The sequence below is a fragment of the Parabacteroides sp. AF14-59 genome (assembly GCF_003479515.1).
Lineage (GTDB): Bacteria > Bacteroidota > Bacteroidia > Bacteroidales > Tannerellaceae > Parabacteroides > Parabacteroides faecis.
In genome coordinates this window covers 1-19,968 of the sequence record NZ_QUHH01000028.1, presented here as the reverse complement: position 1 = coordinate 19,968, position 19,968 = coordinate 1, and the positions used below count along the sequence as shown (strand labels likewise).

The window sequence follows — 19,968 nt, the reverse complement described above, 5'->3', positions numbered from 1 at the left end:
GTGAAAGAATTAAAATTGCGGAAGTAGCTCAGTTGATAGAGCATTAGCCTTCCAAGCTGAGGGTCGCGGGTTTGAGCCCCGTCTTCCGCTCTTTTTATTTCGCCTGTGTAGCTCAGCGGTAGAGCACTTCCTTGGTAAGGAAGAGGTCCCGAGTTCAAGTCTCGGCACCGGCTCAGATGATATTTAGAACATGATCATTAATCAAATAAAGAACAATTAAGTTATGGCAAAAGAGAAATTTGACAGATCGAAACCACATGTGAACATTGGTACGATTGGTCACGTTGACCACGGTAAAACAACTTTGACAGCTGCTATCACAACAGTATTGGCAAAGAAAGGTCTTTCAGAACTGCGTTCATTCGATTCTATCGACAACGCTCCTGAAGAAAAAGAAAGAGGTATTACTATTAACACTTCTCACGTAGAGTATTCGACTGCAAACCGTCACTATGCTCACGTAGACTGTCCGGGTCACGCCGACTACGTAAAGAACATGGTTACTGGTGCTGCTCAGATGGACGGTGCTATCATCGTAGTTGCTGCAACTGATGGTCCTATGCCTCAGACTCGCGAACACATCCTGTTGGCTCGTCAGGTAAACGTACCGAAGCTGGTTGTATTCATGAACAAATGCGACATGGTTGACGACGAAGAAATGTTGGAATTGGTTGAAATGGAAATGAGAGAACTTCTTTCATTCTATCAGTTCGACGGTGACAACACTCCGATCATCCGTGGTTCTGCACTGGGTGCATTGAACGGTGATCCGAAATGGGAAGATAAAGTAATGGAACTGATGGAAGCTTGCGATACTTGGATTCCGCTGCCTCCGCGTGAAGTTGACAAACCTTTCTTGATGCCGGTTGAAGACGTGTTCTCTATTACTGGTCGTGGTACTGTTGCTACTGGTCGTATCGAAACAGGTATCGTAAAAGTTGGTGAAGAAGTTCAGATCATCGGTCTGGGTGCTGACGGTAAGAAATCTGTTGTAACAGGTGTGGAAATGTTCCGTAAACTGTTGGATCAGGGTGAAGCTGGTGACAACGTAGGTCTGTTGCTGCGTGGTATCGACAAGAACGAAATCAAACGTGGTATGGTAATCTGCCATCCGGGTAAGGTTAAAGAACACTCTCACTTCAAGGCTGAGGTTTATATCCTGAAGAAAGAAGAAGGTGGTCGTCACACTCCGTTCCACAACAAATACCGTCCTCAGTTCTATATCCGTACATTGGACGTAACAGGTGAAATTACTCTTCCGGAAGGAACTGAAATGGTTATGCCTGGTGATAACGTAACAATCGACGTTGAACTGATCTACCCGGTAGCTTGTAACGTAGGTCTTCGTTTCGCTATCCGCGAAGGTGGACGTACAGTAGGTGCTGGTCAGATTACAGAATTGATTGACTAATATTACTACAATATGTGTAGCCAGTCTTTAATAGAGACTGGCTATTTTACGGAAGTAGCTCAGTCGGTAGAGCACTGGTCTCCAAAACCAGGTGTCGGGAGTTCGAGCCTCTCCTTCCGTGCTAAAAATCTATAGATTCGATGAAAAAGATAATTACTTATATTAAGGAATCTTATAACGAACTTGTTTATAAAGTTTCTTGGCCCACTAGAACAGAGCTTTCCAATAGTGCTGTGGTTGTTATGTTTGCTTCCCTTATAATTGCAGCAGTAATCTTTGTTGTAGACTTAGGCTTCGAAAGCGTAATGCGTTTCTTCTACGAGAAAATCTTTTAATCAGTTTTAGATATGTCTGATATCCAAAAGAAATTTTATGTTCTGCGTGCCATTAGTGGTAAGGAGAATAAGGTCAGAGAATATCTCGAGGCTGAGTTGAAGAATACGGATCTGGGTGAATATGTCAACCAGGTTCTGATTCCTACGGAGAAAACTTTTACAGTGCGTAATGGTAAGAAGGTGATGAAAGAAAGAGCTTACTTGCCGGGTTATGTATTGGTAGAAGCAGCATTAGTCGGAGAAGTCGCTCATCGATTAAGAAACATTCCCAATGTGATCGGTTTTCTGGGCGGGTCTGATAACCCGGTTCCGTTGCGTCCTTCTGAAGTGAGTCGTATTTTAGGTACGGTTGACGAATTGCAGGATCAACAGGAAGAACTGGATATCCAGTTTTATGTTGGTGAAAGTGTTAAGATCACCTTTGGACCGTTCAGCGGTTTTACTGGTGTAATCGAAGAAGTCAACGCTGAGAAAAAGAAACTTAAAGTGATGGTAAAAGTCTTCGGACGTAAAACACCGCTTGAGTTGGGTTATATGCAAGTTGAGAAGGAGTAATGCTTTTGTTACGAAAAGTGTTTTCTTTCTGTTATTGATGTTATATATCTAAATTTTAGAAAAATGGCTAAAGAAGTTGCTGGACAAATCAAATTGCAGATTAAAGGAGGAGCAGCAAACCCTTCTCCCCCAGTAGGACCTGCTTTAGGTTCTAAGGGTATTAATATTATGGAGTTTTGCAAGCAATTTAATGCCAGAACCCAAGACAAGGCTGGTAAGATATTACCTGTGGTAATTACTTACTATGTCGATAAGTCTTTCGACTTTGTCGTTAAAACCCCTCCTGTTGCTATCCAGTTGCTGGAAGCATCCAAACAGAAGAGTGGTTCTGCTGAGCCGAACCGTAAGAAGATTGCTGAAATCTCTTGGGATCAGGTAAAAACTATTGCAGAAGACAAATTAGTCGACTTGAACTGTTTTACTGTTGAAGCTGCCATGCGAATGGTTGCCGGAACAGCTAGAAGTATGGGTATCACTGTTAAAGGGACATTCCCGGGTAATAATTAATAAACTTCAATTGAAATGAGTAAACTGACAAAAAATCAAAAGTTAGCTTTAGGCAAGATTGAAGCTGGGAAAGCATACACATTAAAGGAAGCATCAGCATTAGTAAAAGAAATTACTACTTCTAAGTTTGATGCATCTGTAGATGTAGATGTTCGTTTAGGAGTTGATCCCCGTAAAGCTAACCAAATGGTGAGAGGTGTCGTTTCACTGCCTCACGGAACTGGTAAGCAGGTTCGGGTTCTCGCATTATGTACGCCGGACAAGGAAGCTGAAGCAACTGCTGCTGGAGCTGACTATGTTGGCTTGGATGAGTATATCGATAAGATTAAAGGTGGTTGGACTGATATTGACGTTATCATCACTATGCCTTCAATCATGGGTAAGATCGGTGCTTTAGGTCGCGTATTAGGCCCTCGTGGTTTGATGCCTAACCCTAAGAGCGGTACGGTTACCAATGAGATCGGCAATGCAGTGAAGGAAGTTAAGCAAGGTAAGATCGACTTTAAAGTAGACAAATCCGGTATCGTTCATACATCAATCGGAAAGGTATCTTTCAATGCCGATCAGATTCGTGATAACGCGAAGGAATTTATTTCAACTCTTTTGAAGTTGAAACCGTCTGCAGCTAAAGGTACATATATAAAGAGCATTTATCTTTCAAGTACAATGAGCGCGGGTATTAAAATTGACCCGAAATCAGTTGAAGAAAACTAATTAAAATTATTGCACAATGAAAAAGGAAGATAAAGGCATAGTTATAAGCCAGCTTACAGAAACTGTAAAGGAATATCCTAATTTCTATTTGACTGATATCGAAGCATTGAATGCTGAGAAAACAAGCAAATTGAGAAGAGAATGTTTCAAGCAGGAAATTAAGTTGGTTGTTGTTAAGAACAACTTGCTTAAAAAAGCATTAGAAAATGTGGAAGGTGATTTCTCACCGCTACAGATTGCTTTGAAAGGCAATACAGCTGTTATGTTTTCACAAACAGCAAATGCTCCTGCTCGTCTGATCAAAGAATTTACAAAAGGTGCAAAGAAAGGCGAAATCGCTAAACCGGAATTGAAAGCTGCCTATGTACAGGAAAGTTTCTATGTCGGTGCTGAAAACCTGGAAGCCCTTGTAAATATCAAGAGCAAAAACGAACTTATCGGCGATGTTATTGCATTGTTGCAATCTCCGGCGAAGAACGTTATCTCTGCTCTTCAGTCATCAGGACAAACTATCCATGGTCTGTTGAAGACTTTGGAAGAAAGATAATTATTTAATATTTTACAGTAAACAATCATTTAAATCATACAAAAATGGCAGATTTGAAAGCTTTTGCAGAACAATTAGTAAACCTGACCGTAAAAGAAGTTAGCGAACTGGCTACAATCCTTAAAGAAGAATATGGTATCGAACCTGCAGCTGCAGCTGTTGCTGTTGCTGGTCCTGCTGCTGGTGGCGCTGCTGCTGCAGAAGAGGAAAAAACATCTTTCGATGTTATATTGAAAGCACCGGGTGCTAACAAATTGGCTGTTGTTAAGGCAGTAAAAGAATTGACAGGTCTTGGTTTGAAAGAAGCTAAAGATTTAGTTGATGGTGCTCCTAGCGCAATCAAAGAAGGAATCGCTAAAGCTGATGCTGAAGGATTAAAGAAACAGCTGGAAGAAGCTGGAGCCGAAGTTGAGCTTAAATAGTATTTATAACCTGGTTTCCAGGTGATTTGGTTAAGAGTCTCCCTTAAAGGAGATTCTTAACCTTTTTGTGTCTATAATTTCAATAAGTTCAATAAATTCCTTACTAGATGTCTTCAACAGCTGAAAACCAAAGAGTTAATTTTGCTTCGATTAAGAATCAGTTTCCGTATCCGGACTTTCTCGAAGTTCAATTGAAGTCATTCCAAGACTTTCTTCAACTTGACACACCTCCAGAAAAGAGAAAGAAGGAGGGGTTGTATAAGGTATTTGCAGAGAATTTCCCCATTGCAGATACCAGAAACAACTTTGTGTTGGAGTTCTTAGATTACTATATAGATCCGCCCCGTTATTGCATTGATGAATGTATAGCGCGTGGATTAACCTATAGTGTGCCTTTAAAAGCAAAGTTAAAACTATATTGTACAGACCCGGATCATGAAGATTTTGATACTGTAATCCAGGATGTATATTTAGGCCCTATCCCCTATATGACGGAGAGAGGCACTTTTGTGATAAATGGTGCTGAACGTGTTGTTGTTTCGCAGTTACACCGTTCTCCGGGTGTATTCTTTGGTCAGAGTACACATGCTAACGGAACGAAATTGTATTCAGCACGTATCATTCCGTTTAAAGGTTCGTGGATCGAATTTGCAACAGACATTAATAATGTGATGTATGCTTATATCGACCGTAAAAAGAAATTACCTGTAACTACCCTTTTAAGAGCTATTGGTTTTGAAAGCGATAAAGATATTCTTGAAATCTTTAACCTGGCTGAAGAAGTAAAAGTTTCGAAAGCTAATCTGAAGAAACTGATCGGTCGTAAGCTGGCTGCCCGTGTATTGAAAACCTGGGTAGAAGATTTCGTGGATGAAGATACTGGCGAAGTTGTTTCTATTGAACGTAATGACGTTATCATCGACCGTGAATCGGTTTTGGATAGCGACAGTATTGAAGCTATTCTGGAATCTGGAACACAGAATGTTTTATTACATCGTGAAGACCAGAATCTTTCAGATTATGCAATCATCTATAATACGCTTCAGAAAGACCCGAGTAACTCCGAAAAAGAGGCTGTATTGTATATTTACCGTCAGTTGCGTAATGCAGAACCTGCAGATGAAGCAAGTGCCCGTGAAGTTATACAGAACCTGTTCTTCTCTGAAAAACGTTATGATTTAGGTGAAGTAGGCCGTTACAGAATCAATAAAAAGTTGAACCTTACCACCAGTGATGATGTCAAGGTTTTGACTAAAGAAGATATAATCGAGATCATCAAATATCTGATTGAGTTGATCAACTCGAAAGCGATTGTGGATGATATCGACCACTTGAGTAACCGTCGTGTACGTACCGTAGGTGAACAATTATACAACCAATTCGGTATCGGTTTGGCTCGTATGTCGCGTACAGTACGCGAACGTATGAACGTTCGTGACAATGAAGTATTTACTCCGATTGATTTGATTAATGCGAAGACTATTTCTTCTGTCGTTAACTCTTTCTTCGGGACAAATGCCTTGTCACAGTTTATGGACCAGACAAACCCGTTGGCTGAAATTACTCACAAACGTCGTCTGTCTGCCCTTGGACCGGGTGGTTTGTCAAGAGAACGTGCCGGATTCGAGGTTCGTGACGTTCACTATACACACTATGGCCGTCTTTGTCCGATTGAAACTCCTGAAGGACCAAATATCGGTTTGATCTCTTCTTTGTGTGTATATGCAAAGATCAATGATCTGGGATTCATTTCGACTCCGTACCGTAAGGTTGTGAATGGTCAGGTTGACTTCTCTGACGAGAGTCTGCAGTATTATACGGCAGAGGAAGAAGAGGAAATGACTATTGCACAGGGTAATGCTCCGCTGGATGAAAATGGTAAATTTATTCTTGAAAGAGTAAAGGCTCGTTTCGAAGCAGACTTCCCTGTTGTGCCGCCTTCTGAAATCGACCTGATGGACGTGGCTCCTCAGCAGATCGCTTCAATTGCTGCATCTCTGATTCCGTTCCTGGAACATGATGATGCGAACCGTGCGTTGATGGGATCTAACATGATGCGCCAGGCAGTTCCTTTGTTGCGTACGGATGCTCCGATCGTAGGTACTGGTATCGAGGCACAGGTTGCCCGCGATTCACGTACACAGATCATGGCTGAACGTGACGGTGAAGTTGTATTTGTAGATGCAACTTGTATCAAGATTAAATATGACCGTACAGAAGATGAAGATTTCGTAAGCTTCGAAGATGCGGTTAAGACATATGTAATTCCGAAGTGGCGTAAGACTAACCAGAGTACTACTGTTGACCTTCGTCCGATCTGCCATCGGGGTCAGCGTGTAAAAGCGGGAGATATCCTTACTGAAGGTTATTCTACACAGAATGGAGAACTTGCTTTAGGACGTAATGTGAAAGTGGCTTATATGCCATGGAAGGGTTACAATTATGAGGATGCTATCGTACTGAACGAACGTATGGTTCGTGAAGACTTCTTTACCTCTGTCCACGTGGATGAATATATCCTTGAAGTTCGCGAAACAAAACGTGGTATGGAAGAATTAACGTCTGATATTCCTAACGTAAGTGAAGAAGCAACTAAGGATTTGGATGAAAGAGGTATTGTCCGTGTAGGTGCTCGTATCGAACCGGGTGATATCCTGATCGGTAAGATTACTCCGAAGGGTGAATCTGATCCTTCTCCTGAAGAAAAATTGCTTCGTGCAATCTTCGGTGATAAAGCTGGTGACGTGAAGGATGCTTCTTTGAAAGCAACTCCGTCTCTTCGCGGTGTTGTTATCGATACGGCTTTATTCTCTAAAGCGGTTAAGAAACGTAAGTCCAGATTGACAGATAAGGCTATTCTTCCGAAGTTGGATGAAGAATACGAAATGAAGATGGCCGACCTGAAAAACCTGCTGGTAGAGAAATTATTGACTCTTACCACTGGTAAAGTTTCTCAGGGTGTTAAGGACTATATGAATACTGAAGTGATTGCAAAGGGGGCTAAGTTTACTCGCAAGGCTTTGGAAGACTTGGATTACAATGCTGTTCAGGTTAGTAAATGGACTGCCGATGCTGATAAGAACGAACTTATCAAGCAGGTGATCCTGAACTATCTGAAGAAATATAAAGAACTGGATGCCGAACTGAGACGTAAGAAATTCGATCTTACTATCGGTGATGAACTGCCGACAGGTATCGTTCAGATGGCGAAGGTTTACATTGCTAAGAAACGTAAGATCCAGGTAGGTGATAAGATGGCCGGTCGTCATGGTAACAAAGGTATTGTTTCCAAGATCGTTCGTCAGGAAGATATGCCGTTCCTGGAAGACGGAACTCCGGTTGATATCTGCTTGAACCCGCTGGGTGTGCCTTCTCGTATGAACCTTGGACAGATATTTGAAGCTGTATTAGGTTGGGCTGGTAGAACAATGGGGGTTAAGTTTGCAACTCCGATTTTCGATGGTGCATCTTTGGATGACCTGAACGAAATGACTGACAAGGCAGGTATTCCACGGTACGGTAAATCTTATCTGTATGATGGTGGTACAGGTGAACGTTTCGACCAGCCGGCAACAGTTGGTGTTACTTACTTCCTGAAACTGGGACACATGGTTGATGATAAGATGCACGCTCGTTCAATCGGTCCGTACTCTTTGATTACTCAACAGCCTCTGGGTGGTAAAGCACAGTTTGGTGGTCAGCGTTTCGGAGAAATGGAAGTTTGGGCACTGGAAGCTTTCGGTGCAGCACATGTTCTTCAGGAAATTCTTACAATTAAGTCTGATGACGTTGTAGGACGTTCTAAAGCTTACGAAGCAATTGTAAAAGGTGATCCGATGCCACAACCGGGTATTCCGGAATCTCTGAATGTATTGCTCCATGAGCTGAGAGGTTTAGGTTTAAGCTTTACTCTGGATTAATTCAACAACAATATAAGTAGATGGGTTTCGGCTCATCTACTTTATCTATTGATAACTCTTTATAAATAAACAATATGGCTTTTAGAAAAGAAAACAAGATAAAGAGTAACTTTTCAAAAATAACCATCGGTCTTGCTTCTCCTGAAGAGATTCTTGAAAACTCTAGCGGCGAAGTGCTGAAACCGGAAACGATTAACTATCGTACGTACAAACCTGAACGTGACGGTCTTTTCTGTGAGCGTATCTTCGGTCCGATCAAGGATTACGAGTGCCATTGCGGAAAATACAAACGTATCCGTTATAAAGGTATTGTCTGCGATCGTTGCGGGGTAGAAGTTACAGAGAAGAAAGTGCGTCGCGAACGTATGGGACATATCCATTTGGTTGTTCCTGTCGCTCATATCTGGTATTTCCGTTCTCTACCCAACAAAATCGGGTATCTGTTAGGCTTGCCTACCAAGAAACTGGATTCTATCATTTATTATGAACGTTATGTGGTTATTCAGCCGGGTTGTGTAGACACAGTTGCTGAATTAGACCTGCTTTCGGAAGAAGAATATCTGCAGATTCTGGATAACCTGCCAAAGGAAAACCAGATGCTGGAAGATACTGATCCTAATAAGTTCATTGCAAAGATCGGTGCTGAGGCCGTTTATGATTTGCTGGCTCGTTTGGATCTGGATTCTCTTTCTTATGAACTGCGTCATCGTGCAAGTACAGACGGTTCACAGCAACGTAAGAACGAAGCTTTGAAACGTTTGCAGGTTGTAGAATCTTTCCGTGCATCCAGAGGTCGTAATAAACCGGAATGGATGATCGTAAAGGTTGTTCCTGTTATTCCTCCCGAACTGCGTCCGTTGGTTCCGCTGGATGGTGGACGTTTCGCAACATCCGACTTAAATGATTTGTATCGTCGTGTTATTATCCGTAATAACCGTCTGAAACGATTGATTGATATTAAGGCTCCGGAAGTAATTTTACGTAATGAAAAACGTATGCTTCAGGAAGCTGTGGACTCTCTGTTCGACAACTCTCGTAAATCGAGTGCTGTTAAGACAGACGCTAACCGTCCGCTGAAGTCATTATCCGACAGTTTGAAAGGTAAACAAGGTCGTTTCCGTCAGAACTTGCTGGGTAAACGTGTTGACTACTCTGCCCGTTCGGTTATCGTTGTTGGTCCTGAATTAAAGATGCATGAGTGCGGTCTGCCAAAGAATATGGCTGCCGAACTTTATAAACCTTTCGTTATCCGTAAATTGATCGAACGCGGTATCGTAAAAACGGTTAAGTCTGCTAAGAAGATCGTTGACCGTAAAGAACCGGTTGTTTGGGATATCCTGGAATATGTAATGAAAGGTCATCCTGTGTTGCTGAACCGTGCACCGACACTGCACCGTTTGGGTATCCAGGCATTCCAGCCTAAACTGATCGAAGGTAAGGCTATACAGTTGCACCCGTTGGCTTGTACGGCATTCAACGCCGACTTCGACGGTGACCAGATGGCTGTTCACTTGCCTTTAGGAAATGAGGCTGTATTGGAAGCACAGATGTTGATGCTTGCTTCTCACAACATTTTGAATCCGGCTAACGGTGCACCTATTACCGTTCCTTCTCAGGATATGGTGCTTGGTTTGTATTATATTACAAAACTGCGCCCTGGAACACAAGGTGAAGGTCTGGTATTCTACGGACCGGAAGAGGCAACAATTGCATACAATGAAAAGAAAGTGGATATCCACGCTCCGATCAAAGTGTATGTAGAAGATGTTAATGAAAATGGTGAGATCGTTAAGGTATTAACTGAAACGTCAGTAGGTCGTTTGATGGTAAACGAATTCGTTCCTGCCGAAGTTGGTTATATCAACGAAGTGCTTGGTAAGAAATCTCTTCGTGATATCATTGGTAAGGTAATTAAGACTTGCGGTGTTGCCCGTACTGCTCAATTCCTGGATGATATCAAGAATTTAGGATACTACATGGCATTTAAGGGAGGTTTGTCGTTCAACCTGGCCGACGTACTTATCCCGCCTGAAAAAGATGAACTGGTTAAGGAAGGTTACGATGAAGTAGAACAGATCCTGGCTAACTATAGCATGGGTTTCATTACCTTCAACGAACGTTACAACCAGATTATCGATACCTGGACACATGTCAACAGTAAGTTATCTAATATCCTGATGAAGCAGTTGACTGCTGATAACGACGGATTTAACTCTGTATACATGATGATGGACTCCGGAGCTCGTGGTTCTAAAGAACAGATCCGTCAGCTGTCTGGTATGCGTGGTTTGATGGCAAAACCTCAGAAGAGTGGTGCTGAAGGTGGTCAGATTATTGAAAATCCTATCCTTTCAAACTTTAAAGAAGGTTTGTCTGTGTTGGAGTACTTTATCTCTACTCACGGTGCTCGTAAAGGTTTGGCCGATACCGCTTTGAAGACTGCCGATGCTGGTTACCTGACTCGTCGTCTGGTAGACGTATCGCATGATGTGATCATTAATGAAGAAGACTGTGGTACATTGCGTGGTCTGATTTGTACAGAACTGAAGAATAACGAAGAAGTGATCGCTTCTCTGTATGAACGTATTCTGGGCCGTGTATCAGTACATGATATCCAGCATCCGTTGACTGGTGAACTGATTGTAGCTGCCGGTGAAGAAATTCGTGAAGATGCTGCTAAGATGATTCAGGATTCTCCTATTGAAAGTGTGGAAATCCGTTCGGTACTTACCTGTGAATCCAAGAAAGGGGTTTGTGCTAAGTGTTACGGTCGTAACCTGGCAACAGGCCGCATGGTTCAGAAAGGTGAAGTTGTCGGAGTTATCGCTGCACAGTCTATCGGTGAGCCGGGTACACAGTTGACACTGCGTACATTCCACGTCGGTGGTATCGCTTCTAACATTGCTACAGAAAACAGCATTACATCTAAATATGACGGTATTCTGGAAATTGACGAACTTCGTGCTGTTGAAGCTGACGACGCTACAGCTGGTAAGAAGTATCAGGTAGTAGTAAGCCGTTTGGCTGAAATGCGTATCGTCGATCCGAATACAAAGATCGTATTGCTGACTCACAATATACCTTACGGTTCTAAATTGTTCTTCAACAATGGAGACAAGATCAGTAAGGGTGACGTAATTATTGAATGGGACCCGTTCAATGCTGTTATCGTATCGGAAGTTTCCGGTAAGATTGAATTCGAAAGTGTAGTAGAAGGTGTTACTTACAAAGTTGAAAGTGACGAAACTACAGGTTTGAAGGAAAAGATCATCATTGAATCTAAAGATAAGACAAAAGCTCCGGCTGCTCATATCGTAGATGAAAACGGCAATTACCTGAAGAATTACTCATTACCTCTGGGTGCTCACGTAGTTAAAGAGAACGGTGATCCGGTTAAGGCTGGTGAAGTTCTTGTTAAGATTCCGCGTGCAGTAGGTAAGGCTGGTGATATCACCGGTGGTCTTCCCCGTGTTACTGAGTTGTTTGAAGCTCGTAACCCATCTAACCCGGCTGTCGTTTCTGAAATCGACGGTGAAGTTGGATTCGGAAAGATCAAACGTGGTAACCGCGAGATCACTGTAACTTCTAAGCTCGGTGAAGTGAAGAAGTACATGGTACCTCTGTCAAAACAGCTTTTGGTTCAGGAAAATGACTATATCCGTGCTGGTATGCCGTTGTCTGACGGTGCTACTACTCCTTCGGATATCCTTGCTATCAAGGGGCCGACTGCCGTTCAGGAATATATCGTGAACGAAGTACAGGACGTTTACCGTTTGCAGGGTGTGAAGATCAACGATAAACACTTTGAGGTTATCGTTCGTCAGATGATGCGTAAGGTAGAAGTGGTTGATCCGGGAGATACACGCTTCCTGGAACAGCAGATCGTTGATAAGCTGGAAGTAATGGATGAAAACGATCGCATCTGGGGTAAGAAAGTTATTACCGATCCGGGAGATTCTCAGACAATGCAGGCTGGTCAGATCGTAACAGCCCGTAAGTTGAGGGATGAAAACAGTATGTTGAAACGTCGTGATATGAAACTTGTTGAAGTTCGTGATGCCGTTCCTGCTACTGCTAACCAGATCCTCCAGGGTATTACACGTGCTGCATTGCAGACTAACAGCTTTATGTCGGCTGCATCATTCCAGGAAACAACAAAGGTATTGAACGAAGCTGCTATCAACGGAAAGGTAGACCGTCTGGAAGGTTTGAAAGAAAACGTTATCTGCGGTCACTTGATTCCGGCTGGTACAGGCCAGAGAGATTTCGACAAGTTGGTTGTCGGTGCTAAAGATGAATTTGAACGCATCTTTGCTAACCGTAAGAATGTTGTTGATTTTAATACAATGGATAAAGATGATGAGTAAAAAACTTATCAGATAATATAAAAAAGGCTTTCGGTATTTTCCGGGAGCCTTTTTTGTTTTTGTTAATTTGCTTAATCTGCATAGATAGTTTACTTTTGTCTATCGCCTATAATAACTAAACATATAAAGTATCATGAAAAAGATTTTATTGAGTATTCTCTCTGTTTTATTGTTTGTCGGTTTCTTATCGGCTAAGCAACCAGGTGTGCCATTAAAGGTAATGACGTTTAATATCCGTATGGATACAAAAGATGACGGAGATAATCAGTGGAGTAACCGGAAGGATTTGGCTGCCAATTTGGTTAAGTTCTATAATACCGATATTTTTGGTGCACAGGAAGTGTTGAATCATCAGTTGAATGATCTTCTGAGCCGTTTGCCCGAATATACATCTGTCGGTGTCGGTAGGGAAGATGGCAAGACAAAAGGCGAGTACGCTCCCATCATTTATAAGAAAGACCGTTTTGTGCTTGAAGACAGCGGTAATTTCTGGTTGGCGGAAGATATGAATGCGGTAGGTAAAAAAGGCTGGGATGCCGCTTGTGAACGTGTTGCTACCTGGGGGATCTTTAAGGATAAGGAATCCGGTAAAAAGTTTTTCTTCCTGAATACTCATCTGGACCATATGGGAAAAGTAGCCCGTCATGAAGGTGCCTCGTTAGTTTTGGAGGAAGCTCATAAGCTCTCCAAGGGATTGCCCGTTATTGTTACAGGTGATTTTAATGCAACTCCGGATGATGACCCTATCAAGGTGTTGACAGATGTAAATGATCCCCGGCATATCACTCATACACGTGAAATAGCAGATTTGAAATATGGTCCGGAATGGACTTTCCATGATTATGGACGAATCCCTTTGGAAAAACGTGAGTGGATTGATTATATTTTCGTAAAAGGCGACATAAAGGTTATGAATAATGGCGTCTTAACAGATACACTCAATTACCTTTATCCGTCCGATCATTGTCCGGTTATTACAACTTTGGTAATTAAATAGAATATATTGGTCTATAGAGAAATGTATATTGGAGTAATTCCATTTATGTCTATTTTTGTAGATGTTTTATTTTGTTAATTATCGAAGAAATATTAGTTAATAGCTATTTTGTGTTTGGAGGTTTTTTGTACAGTTTGTATCTTTGTAACGTTCATGATGCAGATATGCGTTTGAACTGAAAAAAACCTTAGCCTAAAAGTCAGGATAATAAATATTAAACACAATAAGGTATTTTTTTTACATTGGTCTAAAGAATTGAGAATTAAAAACACAACTGGAAAAGGGCCGCCTGTGAAGGTGGCCCTTTTTATTTGCATTATATTTCATGGATACTTCTTATATCTGTATATTTGTGCCCGATTAGTTAAACTTAAAACATAAAGAAAAATGGAGAACAATAACAAACCGTCTAACGAGATACAAGTAGAACTGTCTGAAGAAATGGCACAAGGTACTTATGCCAATCTGGCAATTATCTCACATTCAACATCCGAGTTTATATTAGACTTTATCCGTGTGGTTCCGGGAGCTCCGAAAGCACAGGTAAAAAGTCGTGTCATACTGACTCCGGATAATGCCAAACGACTATTCTTTGCTTTACAGGATAACCTGGCTAAGTATGAAGAACAGTTGAAAGGTGGTAATAAGACTGCTAACTTCGAAGATTTTATACCACCGATGGGTGGTGTTCAGGGAGAGGCTTGATTTATAGTATCTTTCTAAAAGAAAAGGGATCGTTTCAATTATCAAGAAACGATCCCTTTTTAATTTTTAAGCATGTGTGTTACTGCACTTTCTTGTTGATAACGATGTGGCTGATGTAACCAAGGATGATAATAGCTAAACCTGCAATAAGGATAGTGTTAGTTACACCTCCGGTAATAGCCGGTACAGCAAGAATGATTACACCGATTAAGAGCACGATTACCCCAAGATTTTTAACTAATTCGTTCATGGTTATAGATGTTTTTATAATTATTTTCTTTTCTACCGCAAATAAAGTAATAATAACCCGATTGCAAAAATATTTTAGAATAAAAATAATGAAACCATCGAATTTAGCTCCTATATTTGTAGTATCAATACAGTTATATATGCTACGAATACTTTACTTGGTTTATTTATGGCTGTTTTTTGTACCTGTCTTTGTGGTGCTTACTATCATTACAGCCCTAACCGTTATTGTTGGTTGTTTATTGGGAGGAGAAAAGATTTTCGCTTATTATCCGGGCATGATATGGTCACGGCTGACTTGTTATCTGGCACTTTGTCCGGTGAAAGTAAAGGGGCGGGAGAATATAGACCGTAAACAATCGTACGTCTTTGTGGCGAATCATCAGGGGGCATTTGATATTTTTCTGATTTATGGTTTTCTGGGAGTTCCGATTAAATGGGTTATGAAAGCTGGGATTGGAAAGATTCCTTTTGTCGGTGCTGCTTGCCGGGCTGCCGGATTTATTTTTGTCGATAACTCGACATCTAAAGCGGCTATCCGTAGTGTACAGGAAGCTGAACGTTGTTTGAAGAACGGTGCATCCGTAGTGGTATTCCCGGAAGGTTCACGTACATATACCGGTAAGATGATCCGTTTTAAAAAGGGGGCTTATCAGATGGCACTCGATCAACATTTGCCGATCATACCGATTACATTGAACGGACCTTTTGATGTATTACCGATCGGTTCGCTGAATGTGCATCGCCATAAGATGGAGATGGTGATCCATCCCGCTATCCCGACAAACGATATGGATCCATCCCATAAAGGGATGCAGCTATTTGCAGATCGTACTCAGAATATTATAGCTTCCGCTTTATGGGACAAATATAAATGATGTTACTTCCAGGCTTTTAACAGGCCGGTTTTAGTTACACCCAGACTGAAGCCGACATTTTTCCCTAGCATTGTTCCTGTATCGGCTGCAACAGAACCGGTAAAGAGCCATCCTTTTAACTGAGGGTGCGTATAATTGATATCTATCAGAGTGGAAGTTCCGTATTTTTTGTTTAAGAATGGAAAGTAGGAGGTACCCCAACCGTTCATAGCCGTGAACAACACACGGTAGGAGAGAAGTGTATTGATATTTCCTTCAGCTCCGACATGCCAGCTTTTAACACGATTGTTCTCAAACCCCAAAGCTCCGTCTTTATTATACTCAGGTGTCGGGATCAGTGGAGAACCTATCCCGCGGTTGAAATAAGAGAAACCTGTCCGATATTCTCCATTGTTGTAATAATCATCGTTTCCACCTCCGCGTCCGCCTTGCCATTTATCACGGTCGAATGTAATAAAGTGCATGGGGCCACTTTGGTTCATTGTTACCAGATATTCGCCAACAATTTTATTTAACCAGGGAATAGTAGGCAAGTCTACTTGTATTCCCCACAAGCCATCGCTTTTATTTGCAAACTCTATTCCTGATTTGTCGTTGAAATAATGTTGATAATAAAAATGTCCAGCCCAATCTTTCATTGTATAGCTTAACTTAAAGTCGAAAGAGCCGTAATGACTACCTAATACATTTATCTGATCGGATAGAGAAGCGTCGTCTCCTCCCTTTTGTCCAAAAATAACGCGTATCAGATCTTTAAAAGATTGAGGCTGTTTCCCAAGTCTGGCATCAGTAGATGTCCCTCCCCATTGTGCAAAGTGTTGTGCTCCCAAGGTGAAAGACAAAGGAAAATCGTTTCTTGTATCTTTGATACGGAGGAAGAGTGATTTATGATGCCATAATACATTCTTTACATAAGTCTGTTTCGCATTGGCAAAGTCTTCCAGATAATCGGAATCAAATGACCTGCCTATGGCAAAATCTCCTCTAACCTGAAGCAAGCCTTTGGTTAGTGGCACCACAGTAAATTCAGGCATACTTAAATTTATTTCAGGAATGGGACGGGCATTAGGTGATTGGACCATATCACCCGAACTCAGGTTACGGTCCCACAACGAATTGTAACGTTCTTTGCTACCGATGCTGAGCAATAAACTCCTGTATCCTATTTCCGCATAAGCCTGCTGAATGAATACATTGCGATGGCGTGGTACAGCTGCCACAAGATCGAGGCCTGCCCCCCAGCGAAACTTACTTCCAAAATGCTGATTATGGAATACACCGGCATTTAAGAAACCGTTCCCCGCATCCAACGGGACAACTCCATACCGATTGCTTACCATCCAGAACGGAGTATTTGAACCTGTAGCTGCAGAACCGAATAGCTCTGCTTTATAAATAGTGGAATCTTGTATTTTGTTGATCTGGGAATAACCATGAACCGAAATACAGAGCAAAATTATTCCTGCAAATATAATATGTAAGGCTTTCATTCTATTTATTTTTTGTCCGCAACAAAGGTAATGATAAATATAATGCTACTATTGAAGCATTTAAAAAAGAAGCTTAAGCATTATAAAAATACAAATATAATTGTATCTTTGTTGTCACGGCTTGATTTACAACGTTTAATATGGATGATAAGCAACTTTTTTTTGAATTTCTTGAACTTGAAAAGTATAGAATTTCATTATCTTTGGGGGAATGCCTGTTAGATTCCAGACCTTTAGGAAGAGGAGAAACCGGCATTGTCTTCAAAGCCCGCATGAATGGAAAGGATGTAGCTTTGAAATTCTTTTTGTTCAGGGGTGACGATTCGGGAAAGGAGATGTGGTTAAATAAGCTTAAAGCCAGATACCTGACAATTTCTCTTCTGGAAACGAGAGATAACATTGTGCAGTATGCTGACTTTGATATTGTAACCATACAAGGGGAAGAGATTCCTGTCCTGGTCATGAAACTATATAAATGTTCATTGGAAGAATATAGGAATATTCTTTCTATGGATACTTTTCTCAAGCTGTTCCGTTTCTTAACGAATACCGTTCATTTTCTGCATAGCATGGGGATCTGCCACGGAGCAATCAGGCCGCGTAATATCCTGGTGGATGACCATAATGAGTTTGTGTTGACCGATGTCTCCATCATTGAGAACAGCGACTCCGGTTACTCGGATATTACTGCGATAGGAGAAGTCTTGCAATGGTATGCTTTTGGCAATACCAGCAACGATGTCGCGATAAGCAAAGTCTTCCCGTCTTTGAAGCTGTATGACCAGATTGTGGAACGTAGCCTGGCACAGGATAACAGCCAACGTTTCCGTTCGGTGGACGAGATATTGTCTTTTGTAGAGATTCAGAAAGAACGCGATCCGAATGAGTTGTTGAAAGAGTTCAGCCTGATTTGCCGGAAGAACTTTCCTAAGGAATTACCGGAGTTTGTCCATTGTTCCGATCAGGCGAAGATCGCTAAACTATTCTCCGAGTTTGTTTCCAGAAAGGACTTCTTCGGCAGCAATCTGATTTACTTTACGGATGTGGAGCGGAATATCTTTTCTCCGCAGATCTGCAAGAACGGATATATCAAGTTTGATAACTCCGCTCAGTATAAGGTGCTGGATATCTGGATCCATAGCGACAGTGACATGCGTAATGATTATATCCTCGTCCACCATTCGAACACATTGCCGGAAAAAGTGAACGGCAAGGATGTGTACCGGTGGGCCGTTTACGAAGACCGTACGCAGATCACCTGGGAAGAAGCTATGAACGGCTTCGCGGAAAACGATGGAGATATTGTGGCTCTGGACCGTACCAAGGTCGAGTTTTTCAACCGTATTCCCCGTGAAGGTTATACTTTTATAGCTTTAAACCACCTGCACAGTCTGACTTCTCCTGCCAATACCGGAACGTTGCGCGATTATTTTTTCCGTTTCAGCTTCAGCTATGTCAACCGTTATATTCTGGAAGATATGAATAATCTGACCAAGCAGCACATTGCCGCTCCGCGAAGGAAATGATCAGAAGTTCTTTGCTGTTATCCAGTCGAATACCGTTCGGTAAGTATAGTCACGGGATGCCTTTTCCGAAAGGATCAGGTCATGAATGCCATTGGGTATTGTGTCACGTGTGACATGCTCTCCGAGCTTAGGGGCATACTCTTGAATATCATGTACATCGAGCACGATATCGGACGACAAATATTCGTTATGCCATTCTTTCGTCTCCGGATAAGATTTGTTGGACGACATCACAAGGATCGGGCAATCCAGCTTCAATCCTTTCCGGACTTTCTGCTGTCCTTCTTGAATCGCCTTTATCCACCCCGCCTTTTTAGGATGTCCGTTAATCATTTTCCAGTTCGTATCGTATTCCCATTCCCCCTTGAATTGTTTCAACAGACTATGTGCATAAGAGGCGATGCCGTAACCCTGTACAGTCAGATTCGGGAAAAGTCTTCCGACGAATGCCACAGCCGGGATAGTGATCTTCTCCATAAACCAGCCAAAATTCCAGTCGAGGAAAGGACTATTCAGTATCAGTCCGTCGACAGGTAGATGACCATTCTTGCTGTCCAGATATAAAGGTGTGATCAATCCTCCCGTAGAATGGGCCATCAAGAGAATCTTGTCGTTCCCTTCCGAGCGTATGGTTGCCAGTGCCGTATCGATATCTGCAAAATATTCTGTAAGGCTTTTGCAGAAAAACGGATTCTGATTGGGCAGGATGGAACGTCCGTATTTCCTCAAGTCCATCGCATAAAAATTGTAGCCATGTGCATTCACGCTGTCTCCCAGTTGCTTTTGGAAGAAATAATCGTTATAACCATGAATATACAATACTGCTTGTTTCACATCGGGTAGTTGGGATTTTTTTACCAATGTACAGACCACTTTCCCTTCATAATCGTCAGGCATTTGAAACGTACGCCGCAGGTATCCGTCTCCCAATACATCGGGGACGTATTGGGCATACGTGCTGATAGCCAGAAAAATAAGTAAGGATGTAAAATACAGTTTGCGTCTCATAATTGTTTTCCTTTTATAACCGCGACGGGTATGTCATTGTTCCGGTTACAAAGGTAGGTAAACTATTAGCACAAAAGAACCGGTGTTTTGATCTTTTCCCTATTATTATTTGGAGCCTGTTTAAATTTTAAATATCGAGCTCAAAAGGATATTTCTTCTTATTATCTACAATAATAAGACCATATCTACCACTATTTACTACTTTATGAGTACTGAATACAACCATCCTACACTTATAGGTTACAACAATTCGCTCTATGTCCACCACCTGTTACCTGACATGATTGTCTTTTTGTAGATATGGTTGACTCTCTATAAGAATCCAAAATGAGAGAAC

General features: G+C 41.7%; 16 protein-coding genes and 3 tRNA genes. 16 read left to right on the top strand and 3 right to left on the bottom strand.

Annotated elements, in window-relative coordinates; genetic code table 11:
* Positions 1–17: 17 nt before the first annotated feature.
* From DWW23_RS22155 to DWW23_RS22090, 14 genes are all read left to right on the top strand, one after another.
* A tRNA-Gly gene (locus tag DWW23_RS22155) sits at positions 18–90 on the top strand.
* 11 nt (positions 91–101) lie between these two features.
* Positions 102–173 (top strand) — tRNA-Thr (locus DWW23_RS22150).
* Between the two features lie 50 nt (positions 174–223).
* The gene (gene tuf, locus DWW23_RS22145; protein WP_122356282.1) at positions 224–1,411 is read left to right on the top strand and encodes an elongation factor Tu; all 1,188 of its coding nucleotides are present in this window, start codon (positions 224–226) and stop codon (positions 1,409–1,411) included.
* A 48-nt stretch (positions 1,412–1,459) separates the two neighbouring features.
* Positions 1,460–1,532, top strand: a tRNA-Trp gene (locus tag DWW23_RS22140).
* A gap of 19 nt (positions 1,533–1,551) precedes the next feature.
* Positions 1,552–1,746 (top strand): preprotein translocase subunit SecE, encoded by a 195-nt coding sequence (gene secE, locus DWW23_RS22135; RefSeq protein WP_007654183.1) that lies wholly within the window; start codon positions 1,552–1,554, stop codon positions 1,744–1,746.
* 12 nt (positions 1,747–1,758) lie between these two features.
* The gene (gene nusG / locus DWW23_RS22130; protein ID WP_075558757.1) at positions 1,759–2,301 is read left to right on the top strand and encodes a transcription termination/antitermination protein NusG; all 543 of its coding nucleotides are present in this window, start codon (positions 1,759–1,761) and stop codon (positions 2,299–2,301) included.
* Positions 2,302–2,364: 63 nt separating this feature from the next.
* Complete coding sequence (gene rplK, locus DWW23_RS22125) at positions 2,365–2,808, top strand: 50S ribosomal protein L11 (protein WP_122356280.1); 444 nt, start codon at positions 2,365–2,367, stop codon at positions 2,806–2,808.
* Positions 2,809–2,823: 15 nt separating this feature from the next.
* Entirely contained in the window at positions 2,824–3,522 is a 699-nt protein-coding gene (rplA, locus tag DWW23_RS22120) for a 50S ribosomal protein L1 (RefSeq protein ID WP_007654180.1), read from the top strand.
* Positions 3,523–3,538: 16 nt separating this feature from the next.
* Positions 3,539–4,069: a 50S ribosomal protein L10 gene (rplJ, locus tag DWW23_RS22115; protein WP_122356278.1), complete on the top strand. Its 531-nt coding sequence runs from the start codon at positions 3,539–3,541 to the stop codon at positions 4,067–4,069.
* Between the two features lie 44 nt (positions 4,070–4,113).
* Positions 4,114–4,491 (top strand): 50S ribosomal protein L7/L12, encoded by a 378-nt coding sequence (gene rplL / locus DWW23_RS22110; RefSeq protein WP_122356276.1) that lies wholly within the window; start codon positions 4,114–4,116, stop codon positions 4,489–4,491.
* A 107-nt stretch (positions 4,492–4,598) separates the two neighbouring features.
* Positions 4,599–8,411, top strand: a complete 3,813-nt coding sequence (gene rpoB, locus DWW23_RS22105) for a DNA-directed RNA polymerase subunit beta (RefSeq protein ID WP_122356274.1) — start codon at positions 4,599–4,601, stop codon at positions 8,409–8,411.
* 74 nt (positions 8,412–8,485) lie between these two features.
* Positions 8,486–12,778 carry a DNA-directed RNA polymerase subunit beta' gene (gene rpoC / locus DWW23_RS22100; protein WP_122356272.1) on the top strand — a complete coding sequence of 1,431 codons (4,293 nt, stop codon included), beginning with the start codon at positions 8,486–8,488 and terminating at the stop codon, positions 12,776–12,778.
* Positions 12,779–12,911: 133 nt separating this feature from the next.
* The gene (locus DWW23_RS22095) at positions 12,912–13,775 is read left to right on the top strand and encodes an endonuclease/exonuclease/phosphatase family protein (protein ID WP_122356270.1); all 864 of its coding nucleotides are present in this window, start codon (positions 12,912–12,914) and stop codon (positions 13,773–13,775) included.
* Between the two features lie 387 nt (positions 13,776–14,162).
* Positions 14,163–14,480: a DUF3467 domain-containing protein gene (locus DWW23_RS22090; protein WP_007654170.1), complete on the top strand. Its 318-nt coding sequence runs from the start codon at positions 14,163–14,165 to the stop codon at positions 14,478–14,480.
* A 79-nt stretch (positions 14,481–14,559) separates the two neighbouring features.
* Here DWW23_RS22090 and DWW23_RS26600 read toward each other — a convergent pair whose 3' ends face one another.
* On the bottom strand, positions 14,560–14,730 hold the full coding sequence (locus DWW23_RS26600; RefSeq protein ID WP_183672097.1) for a hypothetical protein: 171 nt from the start codon (positions 14,728–14,730) through the stop codon (positions 14,560–14,562).
* Between the two features lie 139 nt (positions 14,731–14,869).
* On the opposite strand from DWW23_RS26600, the gene DWW23_RS22085 reads away from it, so the two are divergent.
* Positions 14,870–15,607: a 1-acyl-sn-glycerol-3-phosphate acyltransferase gene (locus DWW23_RS22085; RefSeq protein ID WP_122356268.1), complete on the top strand. Its 738-nt coding sequence runs from the start codon at positions 14,870–14,872 to the stop codon at positions 15,605–15,607.
* A gap of 2 nt (positions 15,608–15,609) precedes the next feature.
* Here DWW23_RS22085 and DWW23_RS22080 read toward each other — a convergent pair whose 3' ends face one another.
* On the bottom strand, positions 15,610–17,097 hold the full coding sequence (locus tag DWW23_RS22080; RefSeq protein WP_122356266.1) for a capsule assembly Wzi family protein: 1,488 nt from the start codon (positions 17,095–17,097) through the stop codon (positions 15,610–15,612).
* A 140-nt stretch (positions 17,098–17,237) separates the two neighbouring features.
* Between DWW23_RS22080 and DWW23_RS22075 the strand changes: the two genes are divergently transcribed.
* The gene (locus DWW23_RS22075; RefSeq protein WP_122356264.1) at positions 17,238–18,623 is read left to right on the top strand and encodes a protein kinase; all 1,386 of its coding nucleotides are present in this window, start codon (positions 17,238–17,240) and stop codon (positions 18,621–18,623) included.
* Here DWW23_RS22075 and DWW23_RS22070 read toward each other — a convergent pair whose 3' ends face one another.
* Positions 18,624–19,631, bottom strand: a complete 1,008-nt coding sequence (locus DWW23_RS22070) for an alpha/beta hydrolase (protein ID WP_122356262.1) — start codon at positions 19,629–19,631, stop codon at positions 18,624–18,626.
* Positions 19,632–19,968 lie beyond the last annotated feature (337 nt).